Annotated in this window: 17 protein-coding genes; 6 read left to right on the top strand and 11 right to left on the bottom strand. The window is 57.8% G+C overall.

Annotated elements, in window-relative coordinates:
- Nucleotides 1–90 precede the first annotated feature (90 nt).
- The 4 genes from BM413_RS31590 to dctP form a co-directional block, all read right to left on the bottom strand.
- Nucleotides 91–1,533, bottom strand: coding sequence for a malonyl-CoA decarboxylase (locus BM413_RS31590; RefSeq protein ID WP_091918807.1), 1,443 nt, complete (start codon nucleotides 1,531–1,533; stop codon nucleotides 91–93).
- A complete protein-coding gene (locus BM413_RS31585) occupies nucleotides 1,530–2,846 on the bottom strand; it encodes a TRAP transporter large permease (protein ID WP_091918806.1) in 1,317 nt (438 codons plus the stop codon). The genes BM413_RS31590 and BM413_RS31585 overlap by 4 nt, the downstream gene beginning before the upstream one ends.
- Entirely contained in the window at nucleotides 2,843–3,421 is a 579-nt protein-coding gene (locus tag BM413_RS31580; RefSeq protein ID WP_091918805.1) for a TRAP transporter small permease subunit, read from the bottom strand. Before BM413_RS31580 ends, BM413_RS31585 begins: the two co-directional genes overlap by 4 nt.
- Nucleotides 3,422–3,491: 70 nt before the next feature.
- Nucleotides 3,492–4,496, bottom strand: a complete 1,005-nt coding sequence (gene dctP, locus BM413_RS31575) for a TRAP transporter substrate-binding protein (protein ID WP_091918804.1) — start codon at nucleotides 4,494–4,496, stop codon at nucleotides 3,492–3,494.
- Between the two features lie 125 nt (nucleotides 4,497–4,621).
- Between dctP and BM413_RS31570 the strand changes: the two genes are divergently transcribed.
- Complete coding sequence (locus tag BM413_RS31570; RefSeq protein WP_091918803.1) at nucleotides 4,622–5,287, top strand: GntR family transcriptional regulator; 666 nt, start codon at nucleotides 4,622–4,624, stop codon at nucleotides 5,285–5,287.
- A gap of 109 nt (nucleotides 5,288–5,396) precedes the next feature.
- On the opposite strand, the gene BM413_RS33345 is transcribed toward BM413_RS31570, so the two are convergent.
- The 4 genes from BM413_RS33345 to BM413_RS31555 form a co-directional block, all read right to left on the bottom strand.
- The gene (locus BM413_RS33345; RefSeq protein WP_175544525.1) at nucleotides 5,397–5,543 is read right to left on the bottom strand and encodes a hypothetical protein; all 147 of its coding nucleotides are present in this window, start codon (nucleotides 5,541–5,543) and stop codon (nucleotides 5,397–5,399) included.
- Between the two features lie 71 nt (nucleotides 5,544–5,614).
- On the bottom strand, nucleotides 5,615–7,036 hold the full coding sequence (locus BM413_RS31565) for a TRAP transporter large permease (protein ID WP_091918802.1): 1,422 nt from the start codon (nucleotides 7,034–7,036) through the stop codon (nucleotides 5,615–5,617).
- Nucleotides 7,033–7,668 (bottom strand): TRAP transporter small permease subunit, encoded by a 636-nt coding sequence (locus tag BM413_RS31560; protein WP_091918809.1) that lies wholly within the window; start codon nucleotides 7,666–7,668, stop codon nucleotides 7,033–7,035. Before BM413_RS31560 ends, BM413_RS31565 begins: the two co-directional genes overlap by 4 nt.
- Nucleotides 7,669–7,760: 92 nt before the next feature.
- Nucleotides 7,761–8,879 carry a TRAP transporter substrate-binding protein gene (locus BM413_RS31555; protein WP_091918801.1) on the bottom strand — a complete coding sequence of 373 codons (1,119 nt, stop codon included), beginning with the start codon at nucleotides 8,877–8,879 and terminating at the stop codon, nucleotides 7,761–7,763.
- Between the two features lie 150 nt (nucleotides 8,880–9,029).
- Between BM413_RS31555 and BM413_RS31550 the strand changes: the two genes are divergently transcribed.
- A complete protein-coding gene (locus BM413_RS31550; protein ID WP_175544524.1) occupies nucleotides 9,030–9,377 on the top strand; it encodes a hypothetical protein in 348 nt (115 codons plus the stop codon).
- Nucleotides 9,378–9,469: 92 nt separating this feature from the next.
- Here the strand turns inward: BM413_RS31550 and BM413_RS31545 are convergent, their stop codons facing one another.
- The 3 genes from BM413_RS31545 to BM413_RS31535 form a co-directional block, all read right to left on the bottom strand.
- Nucleotides 9,470–11,533, bottom strand: coding sequence for a TRAP transporter permease (locus BM413_RS31545; RefSeq protein ID WP_091918800.1), 2,064 nt, complete (start codon nucleotides 11,531–11,533; stop codon nucleotides 9,470–9,472).
- Between the two features lie 102 nt (nucleotides 11,534–11,635).
- Nucleotides 11,636–12,619, bottom strand: a complete 984-nt coding sequence (locus BM413_RS31540; protein ID WP_091918799.1) for a TAXI family TRAP transporter solute-binding subunit — start codon at nucleotides 12,617–12,619, stop codon at nucleotides 11,636–11,638.
- Nucleotides 12,620–12,759: 140 nt separating this feature from the next.
- Nucleotides 12,760–13,479: a FadR/GntR family transcriptional regulator gene (locus tag BM413_RS31535; protein ID WP_244538139.1), complete on the bottom strand. Its 720-nt coding sequence runs from the start codon at nucleotides 13,477–13,479 to the stop codon at nucleotides 12,760–12,762.
- A 215-nt stretch (nucleotides 13,480–13,694) separates the two neighbouring features.
- Here BM413_RS31535 and BM413_RS31530 point away from each other — a divergent pair, with 215 nt between their 5' ends.
- The 4 genes from BM413_RS31530 (at nucleotide 13,695) to BM413_RS31515 (ending at nucleotide 18,639) form a co-directional block, all read left to right on the top strand.
- Nucleotides 13,695–14,894: a mandelate racemase/muconate lactonizing enzyme family protein gene (locus tag BM413_RS31530; protein ID WP_091918798.1), complete on the top strand. Its 1,200-nt coding sequence runs from the start codon at nucleotides 13,695–13,697 to the stop codon at nucleotides 14,892–14,894.
- 13 nt (nucleotides 14,895–14,907) lie between these two features.
- Entirely contained in the window at nucleotides 14,908–15,675 is a 768-nt protein-coding gene (locus tag BM413_RS31525; protein ID WP_091918797.1) for an SDR family oxidoreductase, read from the top strand.
- A gap of 48 nt (nucleotides 15,676–15,723) precedes the next feature.
- Nucleotides 15,724–16,695 (top strand): TRAP transporter substrate-binding protein, encoded by a 972-nt coding sequence (locus BM413_RS31520; protein ID WP_091918796.1) that lies wholly within the window; start codon nucleotides 15,724–15,726, stop codon nucleotides 16,693–16,695.
- Nucleotides 16,696–16,767: 72 nt separating this feature from the next.
- Entirely contained in the window at nucleotides 16,768–18,639 is a 1,872-nt protein-coding gene (locus BM413_RS31515; protein ID WP_091918795.1) for a TRAP transporter large permease, read from the top strand.
- The last annotated feature ends 417 nt before the right edge of the window (nucleotides 18,640–19,056 follow it).

The raw sequence follows: 19,056 nt of genomic DNA, 5'->3' as shown, positions 1-19,056 counted from the left end.
CATAGCTCCAGACGCGTCCGCCCGTCGCCAGGATAAAGGCAGCATTGCGATCGACAGCCGCTTTGCGGATGGCGTCGAACAGGTGATTGCTCATGAACTCAATTCCTTACTGTCTTTCCTGGCCGACTTTCCGGTCACTTGTCCTTGGGGCGCTGCGGCGTCCGTGAGTGGCACGAGGCTTCGTTGCGGCCGGCTTGCAGGCACCAATCGCCGGATCGGCTGTGCCGCGACCACCTCGCCGCGTCCGGCAAAGGCCTCGTGATTGGTTTCGATGTCGTCAAGCTTGTAGAGATAGTTCACCATCAGCCCGTACGCCTGCCGCATGGCACGCGGCGAACGGTCGGCAAGAAAATTGATGCGCTCCAGTCGCGCGCCATTGCCGAGGTGGAATCTGGCCACGGGATCGAGCACCTTTCCATCGCGGTTGCGGGCTCTGAGGAAGTACCAGGCTGCGGCCTTGGTCATTACGGGCTTTACGGAGGCGATGGCATCTTCCTGGTCCATCCATTCCGGACTGTCGAGCAGCGCAAGCCGTTCTTTATCTTCCGGACTGAATATGTCCGAAACCTCAGCTCGACGTTCGCGCGCGAGCCATTGTGCAAAGCCGGGCGCCGGCGAGAGCGTGACGAACGTGTCGAGCCTGGGCAATTCGCGGCGCAGATCCTCGACAACCTGCTTGATCAGGAAATTGCCGAAGGATATTCCGCGCAGGCCTTCCTGGCAGTTGGATATCGAATAAAACACCGCCGTCGTTGCATCTGCCGCGCGGATCGGTGCGCGATCTTCCCTCAGCACGTCGCCGATACTGGCTGGAACTTCCCTCGTCAGCGCGACTTCAACGAAAATCAGCGGATCGTCTATCAATTGCGGATGGAAGAATGCGAAGCAGCGCCGGTCCTCCGGGGCTAACCGCAGGCGCAGTTCGTTCCAGCCGCCTATGTGGTGCACGGCCTCGTACTGGATGATTTTTTCCAGAATATCGGCCGGGGTCGACCAGCTTATCGGGCGCAGCACCAGAAACCCACGATTGAACCACGAGCCGAAGAGGTGGGCGAAGTCTGCGTCGACCACTTCGAATTCCGGGTCTTCCGCTTTCAGTTTCAGCAATGCCTCGCGCATTCGCACCAGCGTGGCAATGCCGTTGGGTGCAAGGTTGAGGCGGCGGATAAGTTCCTGCCGGCGCGGTTCTGCGGCGATGTGAAGCTCAAGAACAGCGGCAGGCGAGGGGTCAGCGCGATAATCGTCGATCGCCTTTTCCAGACGCCCGGCATCGGGCCCGAAACGGGCAAGCAGCATCGCCATGAAATCGCGTCGCTGTGTCTTATCGAAATGCTCCCAGAGATCGAGGATGTTCTTGGCAAGTGCCATCCCGGAAGCTTCGCCCTGGCTCGAAAGCAGCGTTTCGCACGTCGTCTCGGCATTGCGCACTTTGGCTGCCTGTCCACCATCCTCTCGCGCGTTGAAAGATAACAGACGCCGGCCGCGATCGGTGATTGTCTGAAGCATGTCGCTGAAAAACGAGACACTGTTCATTGCACGATCCCTAACATCTGATTGGGTAGCCATGTGACGATTTGCGGGAAGAAACACAAAATGACGATCGCGAGGAACATGACCAGGACATAGGGCAGGGAACCCCAAAGAATGTCTTTTGTCGGGATTGTCGGTGCAATTGCATTGATGACGAACAGATTGAGCCCGATCGGCGGCGTTATCAACCCGACTTCCATATTGATAGTCAGGATAATGGCGAACCAATAGGGATCAAAACCTGCCTGGGTGACGATCGGGAAGAGCATCGGGGCCGTCATGACGATCACTGCGACCGGCGGCAGGAACATCCCTGCGACCAGCAGGAAAATGTTGATGATGCCCATCAGCACCCAGCGGTTGACCTCCATGTCGGCGATGGCCGTGGCCACCGTCTGGGTGATGAAGAGGGAGGACAGCGCAAAGGCGAAGAGTTCGGCCGCTGCCATGATCATCATGATCATCACACTTTCACGCATCGCCGAACCAAATATGTCGGCGACAGGGCGAAAACGGAAAAGCCGATAGGCGATGATTACGACGACGAGCGTCAGCAGAGCGCCGGCGCCGGCCGCCTCCGACGGCGTGGCGATGCCGCCGTAAAGTACATAGAGCGTGCCGGCGATGATCAGGAGAAAGGGCAGGATTCGCGGCATACCCGCGAGCCGCTCCTTCATCGTATAACGCATCGCCCGGGCGTCGAACTCATAGCCCTTGCGCTTGCAGTCGACGATGGCCCAGATCATGAACATCACCGTCAGCATGATGCCTGGGATGACACCGGCCATGAACAGCCTGCCGATCGAGGTTTCGGTGGCGATGCCGTAGACGATAAGCGTTACCGACGGTGGGATCAGGATGCCGAGCGTGCCGCCTGCGGCGATCGAGCCAGTAGCCACGGAAGTTGGATAGCCGCGCCGGAGCATCTCGGGAATGCCCATCTTGCCGATCGCCGCGCAGGTGGCCGGCGACGATCCCGTCATGCCGGAAAATATGGCGCAGGCGCCGATATTGGAGAGAACCAGGCCGCCGGGGATTCTGTTCAGCCAGCGGTCGAGCGCCGTATAGAGGTCGGAGCCCGCCGGCGAGGAGGCCACCGCTGCGCCCATGAGGACGAACATCGGGATAGACACATAAGCGAGATTAGCGATGCCGGAAAACATCGTGTCGCCGAGGATGTAGAAAATGTCGAATCCGCTTTGCAGGAAGAGCGCGGTAACGGCGGCCAGCCCCAGCGCGAAGGCGATCGGCATGCCGGTTCCGAGCAGGATGAAAAGGGCGGCGATGATCAGCAGGCCGGCAACGGTCGGGTTCATCGCGCAGTCTCCTTCAGTTTGTGCTCGTCGAGCAAGGCGGCATTGGAGGCGAGGGTAGTGTGCGCCGTTTCGTGAGCGGCCGGAGGCGTGGCAAGGCCGGAAAGCTGTGCCGCGATCTCGGCTATATATTGGAGGCAAAGCATTCCGAAACCGAGCGGCATTGCCGCAAGCGGCACCCATAGGGGAGGCGCCCACACGCTCGAATGGCGCCAATTGCCGGCCCATGCTTCGTGGAACTGGACCCAGCCGGCAGCAAGCATGATCAGGCAAAATGCCAGGCCCAAGAGGCTTGCTACGAGACGCAGACGCCTGCGGACGCCGTCGTTGACGAGCAGTTCGATCACATCGACACCGACGTGGCCGCCCTTCATCAAGACATAGGGTGCGCCCAGAAACATTGCAGCGGTCGCGGAAAACACCACAAAGTCCGTCTGCCAGATCGTCGGCAGGCGGAAGGCGTAGCGCATCAGGATCATCTGGCAGACGACGAGCATCGCCGCGATCATCAATGCTGTTGCAAGCGCGGCAAGCGCCCGGGAAAGATTGCTTACGGCCCAGATATAGACCTTCACCATCGGAGAAATCCCTGTTGTGAGGAAAACCGGCAAAATGCGCGTTCGCGCATTTTGCCTTGGCCCAGGATCCTCACTTCACGGCCAGCGCCTCTTCGATCAGCTTGCCGCCGTCGGGCACATTGGCTTCGAAATTCTTGTAGGCCGACGTCTTGGCGACCTCCAGCCAGGCATCATAGTCCGCCTTGGACATCTCGACCACTTCGACACCGGCCTTCTTGTAGGCTTCGATCATCACATCGTCGCCTTTGCGCACTTCCGCGTTGAAGAATGTTTCAGCCTTCTCACCGGCGGCCAGAATAGCTTTCTGTTGTTCCGGCGTGAGACGCTCGAAGACCTTCTTCGACACCAATACAGGCTCATACATGAACCAGAGCGCGTTCTCGCCGGGTGCTGTCAGGCACTTTGCCTGCTCGAAAAGGCGATAGGACACGAAACTGGCCGACGAGGTGTTGGCAGCGTCCAAAACGCCTGTCTGCATGCCGGTGTAGATCTCGGACGACGGCATGGACGATATAGAAGCGCCCGCCGCCACAAGCATCTCCTCGAATGCCGGGCCGGCTGCGCGGATGACCTGCCCCTTTATCGTGTCGGGCGAGGTGATGCAGGCTTTCTTCGAAGCAAAAGCGCCCGAAAGCCATGCGTCGGCAATCACGAGCGCGCCGGCATCCTCGACGATCTTCTTGATGTGCTTCATGAAATCGGAATCGTTGAGCCGGATTGCCCGGTCGTGACTGGCGACCAGTCCTGGCATAAGCGTGGCCGAGAATTCAGGGTGACGGCCGGAAGCATAATCGAGCGGGAAAGACGTCATGTCGAGAAGGCCACGGGTGACCGCATTCCACTGGTCGTTTGGCTTGTAGAGCGACGAGCCCGGGAAAACCTGGATTTCGAGGCCGACATTGGCGGCAGCAACATCACGCGCAATCATCTGGACCATCTCGTCACGGATATCGCCCTTGCCGCCCGGAAACTGATGCGAGGCCTTGAGTACTGTCTGTGCGCCGGCGCTTCCGGTAACGAGGCAGGCGGCAGCCACGCAGGCTGCGAGTGTTAGTTTCGTAGCAAAATGACGCATTTCTTCCTCCCTGATATTCCGGCCCTCCAGCCGGATTGGTTTATGATTTGCCGATATTGCACACTAAGTCAATATTGTTGTATACAAGAGATAGCACCGTGTATTTAATTTCGAGGCTTGGCTTCATGTCAGAGAATACGTTTCACAAACTGCGCGACGAGATCGAAAATGGCATCGTCACAGGCGAACTCGAACCGGGAGAACGGCTTGATGAGGTGCAACTTGCCACCCGCTACGGAGTTTCACGCACGCCGATCCGGGAAGCGCTCATGCAGCTCAACGCCATCGGGCTCGTCGACATAAGACCGCGGCGCGGCGCAGTGGTCGCCGATCCCGCACCGCAACGGGTGTTCGAAATGTTCGAGGTCATGGCAGAGATGGAAGGCATGGCCGGCGCATACGCGGCGAGGCGTCACACCGACGAGGATCGGCAAGCGTTGCTTGCTGCGCATGCAAGATGCGAACGATCAGCCGTAAGTAACGACACCGATACGTATTACTACGACAATGAGGTGTTTCATCGCGCCATCTATGCGGCCAGCCATAGCGGCTTTCTGGAAGACCAATGCGGCGCGCTGCATCGAAGGTTGCGACCTTATAGGCGGCTCCAGTTACGTGTGCGCAACCGCATGAAGGTTTCCTTCAACGAGCATTCCGGTATCGTAAAAGCCATTCTGGATGGTGATGCCGCGGCGGCGCGACAGCTTCTGCGCGATCACGTCGTGGTTCAGAACGAGCGCTTCAGCGATCTCATTGCAAATCTTGCCAAGAGGGAAGCGAAGGCCGTTTGAAATTCCGTGTTGATGACAACTGCATTGCGATGAGGTTTGGTATTCATGTAACCGCCCGGTCGCACGGGGAAATCGATAGTTGCCTGTTATTGATACTTCCGCAGTAACTTCAGCGGCGCGGCGCGAGTTGACGCCACAGGTCGTAGCCGACCAGAGCCACACCAATCCCGATCACGATGGTGAGGTCGATGCGAGCCACTTTGACGACAATGATGCCCAGGAAGCTTGCCAGGACAAAAAGGGCGACAGCTGCCATTGCGTGATCGATTGTCGCTAGCCGGCGCTTCGATGTTTTATGATGTATGTGCATCGTTGTTCGACCTCGTGTCAACGTCCATAGATCGCGTTGGGCAGCGCGTAGACAATCTCCGGAAAAATATAAATGATCACCATGCACAGGATCACCATGCCCATATAGGGCATCATGCCCAGAAAAATGTCTGGCAACTCCACACCAGGTGGCGCGATACCCTTAAGATAGTAGGCGGACATCGCCATGGGCGGAGAAAGGAACGCAGTCTGCAGGTTGACTGCCACCAGAATCCCAAAGAATAGCGGATCAATGCCAAAGTGCGGCAAGAGCGGCAGAAAGATCGGGATGAAGATCACGATGATTTCGGTCCATTCCAGCGGCCAACCGAGAATGAAGATGATCAGTTGGACGATAAGCAGGAAGACGAGGGGCGAAATGTCGAGCCCGGTGACGAACTGGCTAATAAGCTGCTGCCCGCCGAGATAAGCAAAGATTGAGGCGAAGGTCGCCGAGCCAACGAACAGCCAACAAACCATCGCCGACGTCCGTGCCGTGAGGTATACCGATTCCTTGAGCCTCTGCCAGGTCAAGGCTCTATAGGCGGCGGCGAGGATTACCCCACCTGCCGCGCCTACCGCTGCAGCCTCTGACGGCGTCGCGACGCCGAAAAGGATTGCACCCAGTACCGCGAGGATGAGGAGCGCCAGCGGCACGAAAGAGGTCAGCATCATCCATGCGACCTCGAGAGTGGTATGATCTCCGACCTCTTCTTTTGTCGGTTTAGGCGCCAGTTGAGGCTGCAGCACCGCACGGATTACGAGATAGCCGAGATAAAGCCCGGCAAGTAGCAGACCCGGGAGAAGTGCCGCTGCATACATGCGCACGACGGACACTCCTGACGTCGCGGCATAGACGATCAGCATTATGGATGGCGGAATTAGAATTCCGAGCGTGCCGCCGGCACAAATTACGCCTGTTGCATAGCGCACGTCGTATTTTGCCTTCAGCATGGACGGCAAAGCAAGAAGCCCCATAAGCGTGACGACCGCACCGACGATACCAGTGGCTGTCGCAAAAAGAGTGCAGGTGACGAGCGCCGCAACCGCCATGGAGCCGGGAACGCGACGGGTCGCAATGAACAGCGTGCTGAACAATCGGTCGACGATGTTGGCGCGCTCAACGATATAACCCATGAAAAGAAAGAGGGGGATTGCGGTCAGCACATCGTTGGACATGACCGAATACGTTTGGTTCACGAACAAATCGAAGATGCGATTGTTGAAGAAACCGCCGATCCAGGATTCGGCCAAGTTCCACGAGCCCGCGCCCGATTCGAGCGCACGATTATATGTCGACCACATACGGCTAGCGTCGAAATAGGCATAGTAGCCGAACGACACACCGAGCGCTGCGAGCGTGAACGCTACGGGAAAGCCAAGGAAAATTGCAAGAAGAAGAATGAGAAGCATTCCGACTGCTATGAAAGGGTCGCTCATTTGCCGGACCTCTCCTGTTTGTCCTGTTCGCCCGGCATGTTGATCCCCTTGGCACCATCTTTCAGCACATCGAGTGTTTTGGCTTCCATGAGAATCTTCTCCGTCTCCTCCACATCGTCGGAGGCCCGCAACCAATGACCGGTGCGAATGCAGACAATGCAGCGGAAAACCTGCGCGATGCCTTGCAGAAAGAGCAGAATTCCGGCCGCAACGATCACGGATTTGAACTGAAAGACCGGTATGTTGGCGGGACTCATATTGCTGACTTCGAGATAACGCCAAGAGCGGGCGGCATAGCGCCAGCCAGCAAAGATCAATGCCAGGACACCTGGGAAGAAGAAGAGGAAATAGAGTATCAACTCGACCTTGGCCTGCGTCCGCGGCTGCCATAGCCGGTAGATGAAATCGCCACGTACATGCCCGTCGCGTGAAAGCGTGTAGGCACCCGCCATCATGAACAGCGTGCCATACAACATATAGGAAAGGTCAAACGCCCAAGGCGTCGGCGCCCTGAAGAGATAGCGCACGACAACTTCGTATCCAACGCCGAGCGTCATGATGACGACGCACCAGGCGAAGACTTTGCCGAACCACGCCGACAGCTTATCGGCAAACCAGATGTAATTCTCCACGGCTACGTTCGCTCTTTTGAAAAAGCATAATCCGATCTGCAGCGTGCCGGCGGGGGCCTCCCCGCCGGCCAAGCAGCACGAAACAAAACCGGTCAGATTTTGCCCGGGAAATAATGCTGATAGGCAAGTTTGTAGTCGGGCGCATTCAGCAGGCTGTAGTAGACAACGCGTTCACACCATGCCTTCTGGCTGTCCACGACCTTAGCGAAGAAGGGATCTTCCATCAGCGGTGGCAGAATCTTGTCCCAAGCTTCGAGTTGGACCTGCAGAACACTGTCGGGTGTACGTTTGACGTTGACTCCGTGTTCGGCCTGGAGCTTTTGCAGATCGGAGGAATATTGTTGCATTGCCAATGCGTAGTTGGACAGATGTGCAGCCTCGACACCATATTTCAGAATCGCTTGGAGGTCCGGCTCGAGGCTCTCGAATTTGTCTTTGTTGAAGATGTATTCGAAGGATTCGCTGGCCTGATGGTAGGACGCGAGCATGTAATTCTTGGCGACATCTTGCGAGCCGAAACGCATGTCTGAGGTCGGATTGTTGAATTCGAAACCGTCGATGACACCACGCTCCATCGCCGGCACGATCTCTCCGCCCGGAAGCTGCGAAACCGCAGCACCCATCGATTGAAACAAATCAGCTGCGAGGCCAACGGTGCGATATTTCAAGCCTTGCAATTGGCCGGCCTCAGTTATCTCGCTCTTGAACCAACCAAGTGGCTGCGCTGGCATGCCGAACGACAGAAAGCCGACGACGTTAAGACCGAGAATGTCTTGGGTGAGTTCGCGATAAAATTCCTGGCCGCCGCCGTGGTAAAGCCAGGCAATCATCTGGTTGGCGTCGCCGCCAAAGACCGGCCCTGTGCCGAACAGTGAGGCGGCCTTGTTTTTACCGTACCAGTAGACGGGAACTGTATGCGCGGCATCGATTGTGCCGTCATGGCAGGCATCCTGAACCTGGAACGCCCCGACCACTGCGCCGGCCGGCAGTAGATCGATCTTCATGCGCCCACCCGCCATTTCCTGGACGCGATCGACATACTGCTGTGCCATCTCTTGGAATACATCCGAACTCGGCCAGGACGATTGCATCTTTAGCGTTACAGGCGTTTGTGCAAGTACCGCCGGTGCGGCGAGTGTACCGGTGACCGCTGCGCCGACGACGGTCGAGTTCCTGAGAAAATGTCTGCGCGAAATTTCCTTTCTGGTCATGCTTTCCTCCCAAGGTTGTTTTGTTTTTACCCTCAGAGCAGACAGAATAGGCGAACAACAATACTATGCAAGACCGACCAGCTTCTGTGTGCTTGCCTCGGCGGCTTTCACAGCAATCTCGGCGTTGGCCGCCCATGCGGAGAAATGGACTTGATTGCTCTGGACGGGTTGTCGGCCGTTGCCATGGCGGTCGTCGTCATGGGGTTGATGTCCGCCGTCGGCTCCAACGTGCAAGCGTTCGTTTCCACACTGGCAGCCGCCTTCGTTGGCAATTTCAGCCTTCAGATACTGGTTGCCCTTTGGGCGCGCCGCTCGGGCGTAGAGCATCTCGCTGCCCCACTTGGAATTACCGCCGGCAACGGCAACATCGCACTGTTCCTCACGGCACTTCCAGCGGTTGTCACCGATCCTCTGCTCCTCTTCATTGGCTGCTATCAGATACCAATGTACCTGACGCCAATCCTGCTCGGGCGGTTCAATCGTCCTGCCACCACCTGATCGAAGGCTTATCACTTTCGAGCATCAACAGTGTCAGCCGGTATCGGACTCGAAGCCAGGGAGAGACAAAACAAATTCCATGGCGGTTCTGGTCAAGCGCTCATGGTGCGCTCCGCCCTAGATGCTGTGACATGCCTCAAAACTACCGGCGAGATCATTATCACGCCTATAATTGTTGAGTAGATTTCAGGGGCGACCAGAAGAAATGCTGCGATAACCAGCACGGCATTTTCCCACGTCTTGGTCCGCACCAGCATATAGCGTGAGAGCGCGGCTCCGAGGCAAACAATGCCGAGTGCGCATCCGATGAAGGCGAGTATAAAATTTGACCAGGTGAAATCCTTCGTCACCAACAACAGCGACGGTGAAAAGACGAATACGAAGGGAACTAGCACTTTGCCGAGTCCTAGCCTGAACGCGGTATTGCCAGTCTTGAACGGATCGGCTGCGGCCATGCCGGCTGCGGCATAAGCAGCGAGCGCTACCGGTGGCGTGATGTCAGCGAGCAGCCCATAGTAGAAGACGAAAAAGTGAGCGACGATCGGCTCGACGTTAAGCATGACCAGCGCAGGGGCGGCGATCGTCACCATAATGATATAGTTGGCTGTCGTGGGAATTCCGCAACCCATCAGGATGCAGACGAGGCCGGTCATGATCAGAGTGAAGAGCAGGGACAGGGTCGATGCAGCGATCATGCTGGTCGGCACGAAAAGGCTCACGTAATTTGCCAGTTGCGCTGCTGTCGATGTCACGATGAAGGAGACCTTGAAGCCGACGCCGGTCAACGTGACGACGCCGATGACGATACCCACAGTTGCTGCTGCCGCACCAATGGCCAGTGCGTATTTGGCACCGTCGCGCAAGCACAGAAACACTTCTCCTACCGTCATGCGGCGGCGTGGGTTTAGCAGGCCGACCGCAATGCAGGCGGTGATACCCCAGAAAGCCGCCAGGTAAGGCGTGTATCCGGACAGGAGCACCCAGAGCAAAACGACTAGTGGAATGATGGTTGGCCAGTCGCGCTTGAGTGCTGCGGAGATGTCAGGCATTTCATCAGCGCGCAAGCCGCGCAGTCCGGTGCGCTTGGCCTCAAAATGCACCTGCATGAGCACGCCGAAGAAATGCATGAAGGCCGGGACAATCGCGGCAAGAATGATTGTCGTGTAGGGGAGTTCGAGGAATTCGATCATGAGGAACGCGGCAGCCCCCATGATTGGAGGGGTAACCTGTCCTCCGGTCGAAGAGGCTGCCTCCACAGCGGCGGCGAATTCGCGCTTGTATCCAAGCTTGATCATAGCAGGAATGGTCAGCGACCCGACGGTCACGGCATTTGCGACCGATGAGCCGGAGATCATGCCAAAGAGTGCGGATCCAAAAATTGACACCTTGGCAGGGCCGCCCGCATAGCGTCCGGCCACCCATGCGGCACAATCGAGGAACAACTGGCCCAGTCCGATACGGGTGGCAAAGACGCCAAACAGCACGAAGTGAAACACGTAGGTGGCTACGACGCCCAGGGCAATGCCGTAGACCCCTTGCGTCGTCATGTAGAGGTGGTCGATGAGCTGTGCGAAGCTATTGCCGGGATGTATCAGAATTCCCGGCATCCAAGGGCCGAGTAGCGCATAGGCCATGAACAGAAGCGCAATTATCGGCAGAGGCCAGCCAATCGAGCGGCGCGTCGCTTCAAGCAGCGCTACCACCAGAAAGCCGCCCAGAACCACATCCGTGGTCGTAGGATTGCCGATGCGGAATGCGAGATCGTCGAGTGGAATGAGTGGAACATGCGCTACCGCAATGACCGAGCCAATTGCCAGTATCCAGTCATAGATGGGGATGCCGAGCGGACGCAAAAGCGTGCCCTTTAGCGGGGCATCATAGCCCTTCTTGGTGAAAGGAAAGACCAGGAAGACCAACGCAAGCACAAAAGACAAATGGATGCCGCGATGCACCATTTCCTGCAACAGGCCGAAGCCTGCCGTGTAGTAGTGAAAAATGGAAAGCGCGATCAGGAGGCTGCCGACCAGCCAGCCGGCCAATTTTCCAAGGCTTCGAAAGCGAATCTCGCTGTCGAATTTTTCTTCAAGTTCGCGCGATTTCGCCGCGTCATAACCTTCGGAGGTCAGGCGAATCTTGTCTTTTCGCGAGCCGGTCATATGGAATTCCTGTTCACGGAACGTTGTGTCGCCAATGACCCGAACGGCGAAAATGTCGAATAGTTTGCTCGCAGAACGCCGAAGATTGCCCGATTCAGCAAGCTACTTAAGCATCCCGCTCTCCTTGTAAAAGCGCTCGGCTCCTGGATGGAGAGGAATGCCCAGGCTTGTGGTCGCGTTTTCGAGAACGATTGACTTTCCTTTCGCGTGACCGGCGTCGAGGGTGCTTCGTGTCCCGGCACTCCAGAGAGACTTCGTTATTTCATACACCAGATCGTCGGGCTGTTTCGCACTGGTAACCCATTGCGCCGCTACTGCAATCGTATCGGTTACACCGACACCTTTATAGGTTTCGGCTGTAACAGTGTCCTTGGAAAAGAACTTCTGTTCCTCAAGCAGTTTATCCGTCTCCGGGCCGGAGACCGGCACAAGCGTGATGCCGGTTGTTGCTGCAAGTTCAACGATCGCGCCCGCCGGATAGCCGCCAACAAAGAAGTAAGCGTCGAGCGAGTTGTCGCGCATCTTCTCGCCGGAAGGGCCCGGCTTGAGATACTCAGGATGGATATCCTTCTCCGAAAGGCCATACGCTGCAAGGACCAGGCGGGCATCGACGATCGTGCCGGAGCCTGGCTCGTCAATGGACACACGCTTGCCCTTGAGATCAGCTACCGACTTGATGCCCGCATTGGCGCGAGCGACAATATGTAGGGTTTCCGGATAAAGTGTTGCGATGAGCCGCAGGTCCTCAACCTTGCCCTTTCCTTCGTAGAGGCCGGTTCCCGAATGGGCCCAGTAGGCCACGTCGGACTGGGTAAATCCCGACTCGCTCGAACCGCCTGCTATCGCATTGATGTTGGCCACCGATCCATTTGAAGACACGGCAGTCGAAATGAGACCTTCGACGCCGTTCGGTCCGGTTGCGGATATCGAATTGGCGATCAAGCCGCCAATCGGGTAGTACGTGCCCGAGGTACCGCCCGTGCCGATCCGGAAGAATTTCTGGCTCTGGGCAAACGCCGATCTTGCGCCTGCCATCAATATGCTGGCTCCGGCAACAAAAGCGCGGCGCGAAATTGAAAAGCTCATGTGCAACTCTCCCAAAATGTTAGCATGGTCAGGAGGTTGTCCGATTGTCAACAAGACCGACAACCATCGGACAAAGTCTCCGTCCAAGGAGGCGGTCGAGTCGCCATTACAATGATGGGCGCGACGCTAGCGCGTGCAGCTCAGTTCACGCCTGCCCGAAGCAAGACGTTGACCGCGGAGTCAAAATGCTCGGTCATTGCTGCTTCGGCTTGCTCCGGATCCTGGGCGTTAATTGCCTCGGCAATCCTTTGATGGCAGCGAATATTCTCGGTGCGGTTCTCCAGCGTCGCACGGCTGCGCCAGCCGATATGCCACGTCTGCCGGGTGATGACACGGAACGAGCCGACGATGATCGCATAGAGCGAGTTGCCTGAGGCCGCGGCGATCAACTCGTGCAGGCGAATATCGAGCTCCATCAGATCGTTTGGTGCTTCAAACGCGTCGAACATGCCCTTTACGATTTCAAGGAGTTCTCGTGCCTGCGCATCCGTGCGGCGCAGCGCAGCCAGGCTCACAGTGCGAAGCTCAAGTGTGCGCCGAACGTCAAGCACTTGCTGAACGCTGAGCTGTTTCATGGTTACAGTGTGATCGAGAATTATGCTGAGCGGCGCTGCATCCGGCGCGGCAACGCGCGCGCGACGTCCTGCGCTGACCTCCATGATGCCCAGCGCAGCAAGGGCGCGGAATGCCTCCCTCGCGACAGTCCTCGAAACGTTAAGCTGCATGGCCATGGCCGTTTCGCTGGGCATTGGACTGCCGGGCCGAAGCTGGTTTTCCCGCATGTATGAGCGGATGTCTGCTATGGCGCGTTCGACCAGGCCCGTCTCCTGCTCCTCAACTTGTACTACAGCTTTTTTCATTATGGACTATCACTTCCTTAAATACGGTTGACATCACTATAGAAGCCTGTCAAACGTCCCGCCAGAAAAATCGGCTCGGAGGAGCAATTCGCAGGATTTTGACAGGGTAGGGGCCACGTGCATGCGCGTGCGTCCGGCAGCCTTCCTTTGTCCTGCGTTCCTTCAGTCGCAGCCGCGGAACTTGGCAGAGGTCGAGCGGCTCGAACGGAGCGACAATGAAGATAACTGCGATCAAAACCTTTCGCGTGGAAGAATTCTCCAACGTTCTCTGGGTACATGTCGAGACAGATCAGGGCATCACCGGTCTCGGCGAGACCTTCTACGGAGCCGCTGCGGTCGAGGCTCATATACACGATACACTTGCCAGCCGGCTTGTTGGTCGCAATCCGCTTCACATCGAGGCGCTTCACAAGGAAATGCTGAACCTTCCGATGGCCCATGCTTCCACGGGTGCGGAGCACCGGGCCGCGTCAGCCATCGACATCGCGCTCTGGGACGTGTTCGGCAAGGTATGCGGGCAGCCGGTCCACCAGATGCTCGGAGGCCTCTGCGTAGAAAAGATGCGGGTCTACAACACCTGTGCTGGCAGCCGATATGTACGGACCAAGAAGATCAAGCCATTGGATACCTGGAATCTGGGGGAGGAAGCAGGCCCTTACGAGGATCTGGACGGCTTCATGAACCGTGCGGGCGACCTTGCGGAGGATCTTCTGTCAAACGGCATCACGGCCATGAAGATCTGGCCCTTCGATCCGCCGGCGATGGAGAACCGCGGCCTGTTCATCAGCGCGGAGCAGTTGAAGACGGCGATCCGCCCTTTCGAACTTATTCGCGACGCGATTGGCGATAAAATGGAGATTATGGTCGAGTTTCATTCGCTCTGGAACCTGCCGACCGCCAAGCAGATCGCTCGCGCGCTCGAGCCCTACAAGCCGACCTGGTACGAAGACCCGATCCGGATGAATTCGCCTCAGGCGCTCGCCGAATACGCGCGATCCACTGACGTCTGGACCTGCGCCTCCGAAACGCTTGGCACCCGCTATGCCTACAAGGAGTATCTGGATCGGGACGCAGCACATGTAGTCATGGCTGATCTGTGCTGGACCGGGGGACTGACGGAGGGGCGAAAGATCGCGGCCATGGCGGAAACCTACCATCGCCCGTTTGCACCGCATGACTGCATCGGTCCTGTCGGGTTTGCGGCGGCGATTCACATGAGTTTCTCGCAGCCCAATACGCTTATCCAGGAAAGCGTGCGCGCATTCTATAAGGGCTGGTATCGCGAACTCGTAACGGAGGTGCCGCGTATCGACGGCGGCTTCGTCTATCCGATGGAAGGTCCCGGTCTCGGCACTGAACTCCAGCCGGCATTCTTCGAGCGACCGGACCTGATGTCCCGCGCATCGGTGGAGTGAAAAGGAGATTGGCTTGAGCATTTCACTTTTTGATCTCAGCGGCAAGACCGCGCTGGTGACGGGTTCGTCCCGCGGATTGGGGCGTGCCTTTGCCGAAGGGTTGGCGGGCGCGGGCGCGCGGGTGATCCTGAACGGCGTCGCCGCTACCCGTCTCGAAGAGGCCGCCGCGGCCATGCGATCCGCCGGCCGCGATGTGCTGACTGCGGCGTTTGACGTGACCGACGAAGCCGCCGTCATCGGGGCCTTCGAGGCATTCGACCGTGACGGCATCCGGGTGGACATCCTCGTCAACAATGCGGGCATCCAGTTCCGCAAGCCGATGCTGGAACTGGCGACCGCCGATTGGCGCCGCGTCATAGACACCAATCTCACTTCGGCCTTTGTCGTTGGCCGGGAGGCTGCGAAGCGAATGGCCGTTCGTGGTGCCGGCAAGATCATCAATGTCGGGTCGCTGACTTCCGAGCTCGCCCGGGCGACGGTCGCGCCCTATACGGTGGCAAAAGGCGGCATCAAGATGCTGACCAAAGCCATGGCTGCCGAATGGGCCGAAAAGGGCATCCAGGCCAACGCGATCGGACCCGGCTACATGATCACCGACATGAACGAGGCCTTGCTCGCTGATCCGAAGTTCGACGCCTGGGTCAAGGCGCGCACGCCAGCCCGTAGATGGGGCCGTCCAGAGGAGTTGGCGGGAACTGTCATCTACTTTGCGTCAGCCGCTTCCGACTACGTCAACGGCCAGATCGTCTATGCCGATGGCGGGATGATCTCCGTGCTTTAGCCGCACCGCCATCGTCAGTTCATTTTATCGACAACCCGGGAGGTTCTAATGAAATCATTTGCCGCATTTGCCGCTGTCACCGCATTTTTCCTGTCGTTGCCTGCGGCAGCGGCCGATTATACGGCCCGTCTTTCGCTCGACGTTCAGGAAGGCAACCCGAAATACGTCGCGGCCGAAGAGTTCGCCCAAAAGGTCGCCGAAGGCACCAAGGGCGCTGTCGAGATCAAGGTCTTCGGCAACGGCTTGCTCGGCGGCGAAGCTGAATCGGCCGAGGGAATGCGTCTCGGTTCCGTTCAAATGGGCATTATCACCAGTTCGGTATTTGCCTCCTGGGTGCCGCAAGTGCAGGCACTCGACCTGCCGTTCCTCTTCCGGAACGATGAGCATGTCGTTGCCGCCAACGCCAAGCTGACGGAACTTCTGAAAGACGACTTCGCCGAACAGGGATTTCAGTTGCTCGGTTTTTCGATCAATGGCGCGCGCCAGTTGATGAGCACTTTCCCGATCCTCAAGCCTGAGGATGTCAAGGGCAAGAAAATGCGTGTGATCCAAAGCCCGATCCACATCGCTCTCTGGAAGCAACTCGGTGCCAACCCCGTCGCCATTCCCGCAGCAGAAGTCTACAACTCGATGCAGACCGGGGTCGTCGATTATTTCGATAATACCGCGACCAACTATCTGACCTTCAAGTTCTACGAAGTGGCTCCGCACTACACGGATCTCGGTCACATCTATGCAATAGGTGCCTGGGTGGTTTCCAAGGCATGGTGGGATAGCCTGCCAGCCGAACACCAGGCTGCGATTTCAGCTGCAGCGACAGAGGCGCAGGCGGGCGTTGCGCCGCGGCAAGCAAAGGTGGATCAGGAATCCCTGGCCGAAGCCGTGAAGAATGGCGCAACCATCCACAAGGTCGAAGACAAGGAGGTCTGGCGCACCTTGTCCAAGCCTGTGTGGGATACCTTCACGCCGCAAATCCCGGACGCCGACCAAACCATTTCCGCGATCAACGAGATCAAATGAGATCGAAGACGTCGACCGTCAAGCAGGACGGTCGACGTCCAGTCCGCGATCGGGACATAAGGGAGACATTCGATGTCGGACAATGCCACTTTGGAGAGCGGGGTAAGTCAGTCGGCCTCGATGCCTAATGCGCTCTCCGTCGGTCTTGCACGATTGGGCGGGCTCATCAACGTTGTGATTCTCACCGCGATGATCGTCGTCGTTTTTTTTGGAGTCATTGCCCGCTATGCCTTTGGCTCCGGTCTGCCCTGGACTGAGGAGTTCGCCATCTGGTGCTTCACATGGCTCATCTTCTTGGGAGCTGCCCTCGGCGGCGCGTCTGATCGCCATGTGGCGATGGACATGTTCACATCGGCGCTGGGCGACAGGGCACGCGCCGTTTCGGATTTTATCCGGGACGCTTTGATAGCGCTCACACTCTTGGTCCTCGTGTTCAGCGGTTATCAGCTGGCGCAGATGGTCGGCGGGACGAACGCTGCACTTCAGTGGCCCAATGCACTTCGCTATGGCGTAATTCCCGTCTCGGGAGCACTCGGTATTGCCTTCCTGCTGCTGCGGCGTGCCGATCGCGCCGGACTTGTCCGCAGTGTGGCGACTGTGGTCGTGGGAGCCCTCATCTACGCGCTTGTTCAATTTCCGGAGCTGTCGCCGTTTCACGGTGTTTCGGCAAGCCTGCTGATGCTCGCGGTCTTCTTCGCAACGCTGTTTCTCGGCGTGCCGGTCGCGTTCTGCATGGTCCTTGGAGTGTTTGCGACGACGTGGGGCGGTGGGTTGCTCCCGGCACCCGCACTGCTTCAAAACATGGTCGCGGGCTCGACCAAGTTCATCCTCCTTGCAATCCCCTTCTTCCTGACGGCCGGGTACCTGCTCAACCTTGGCGGGCTTTCGGCCCGACTGATTGATTTCGCGGCGGCTTGCTTTGGCCATTTCCGTGGCGGTCTGGCCCAAGTGAATGTCTTCAACAGCGTTCTTGTCGGCGGTATTTCGGGTTCGTCGGGCGCGGACGCGGCAAGCACCGCAAAGGTTCTTGTGCCGGAAATGGTCAAGCGTGGTTACCCGCCAGCCTTCTCCTGCGCGGTCACCGCCGCCTCATCCATTCTGCCGAATGTCCTGCCACCGGCCATCGCAATGCTGGTTTATGCGTCGGTGTCCAACGTCTCGATCGCGCAGCTGTTTGTGGCCGGTATCATACCGGGCCTCATGATCGCTGTCGCCATGATGGTCGTGAACTACGTCATAGCCACTCGCCGCGGGTATGAAGCTGCTACGACGCGCGCGCCGTTATCGGTTATCATGCGTACGTTCGTCCGTGCACTGCCGGCTCTAGCGATCGCAGTGGTTGTGCTTGGCTGCATCCGTTTCGGCGTCACCACTGCGACTGAAGCGGGCGTTGTGGCCCTGGTTTGGGCGTTCGTTCTCGGCAAGTTTGTATTTCGCGAATGTTCGTGGCGGCAACTCTATGACGCGCTGGTGGACTGTGGAATAGATTCGGCTTTGATCGGCTTCCTGATTGCAGCCTCTGTTCCCTTTGCATGGGTGTTGATTGCCGAAGGCCTACCACAGGACATGATTACCTGGGCGCGATCCGGCAGCTTCGGATCGTTCGAACTGATGTTGATCCTCATCGGCGTGCTGTTCATCGCCGGCATGTTCCTTGATCTGACCCCGGCCATGCTTATTGCCGCTCCGCTGTTCCTGCCGCTGATGATCAGCGGGGGCTTCGATCCGATCCATCTTGGAATCGTAATGATCGTCGTGTTGCAGTTGGGCGGCGTGACGCCGCCGGTCGGCATCCTCGTGTTCATCACGGCGCAAATCAGTCGCACTGCTCCGGTGGCCATATTCAAGGAGGTCGTACCGTTCGTCGTCGCCGTAATGGCCGTTCTGGCGATCGTAGCAGCCGTTCCTGCGACGGCATTGACCCTTTGGAAACTCATCGGCTGAGTTCATCGAGAGGAATGAAGTTGAGACGATTGAGATAGTCGGCCGTCCCGGTCTTTGCCTGCCATTGTGTGTTTCCGCTTCCATCCAACGTCACGCGAAGGTAGGCAACGGAAGCCCCATCCTCGATCCGTCGTGAGCCATTTGGCAGTCGCAGCCTTACTTTGCGGGTGAAACTGCCCGCGTCGGAAGGAGGAGGGATGGGCGTCGATACTTTGAAGCGGCCTTCCCGTAGCAAATGTCCGAAATGGGTGGACATTGAAGAGCGGGGTTTCAACGTCGATGTCTATTCCACTGTCTTCTGTGTGAAAGCGCGCCGAACATTGGGTCTGACTCACATTCGATGATTTTGGATGCTCGCGTGGCGCTGTTTTCCGAGGGGAATCAGCATCATGACGAGAAATCTGCGTTTGTCGGCCT

This window comes from Mesorhizobium sp. YR577, from assembly GCF_900116595.1.
GTDB lineage: Bacteria > Pseudomonadota > Alphaproteobacteria > Rhizobiales > Rhizobiaceae > Mesorhizobium_M.
Note: the sequence above shows the minus strand (reverse complement) of the source record. Positions and strands in the feature narration are given on the sequence as shown.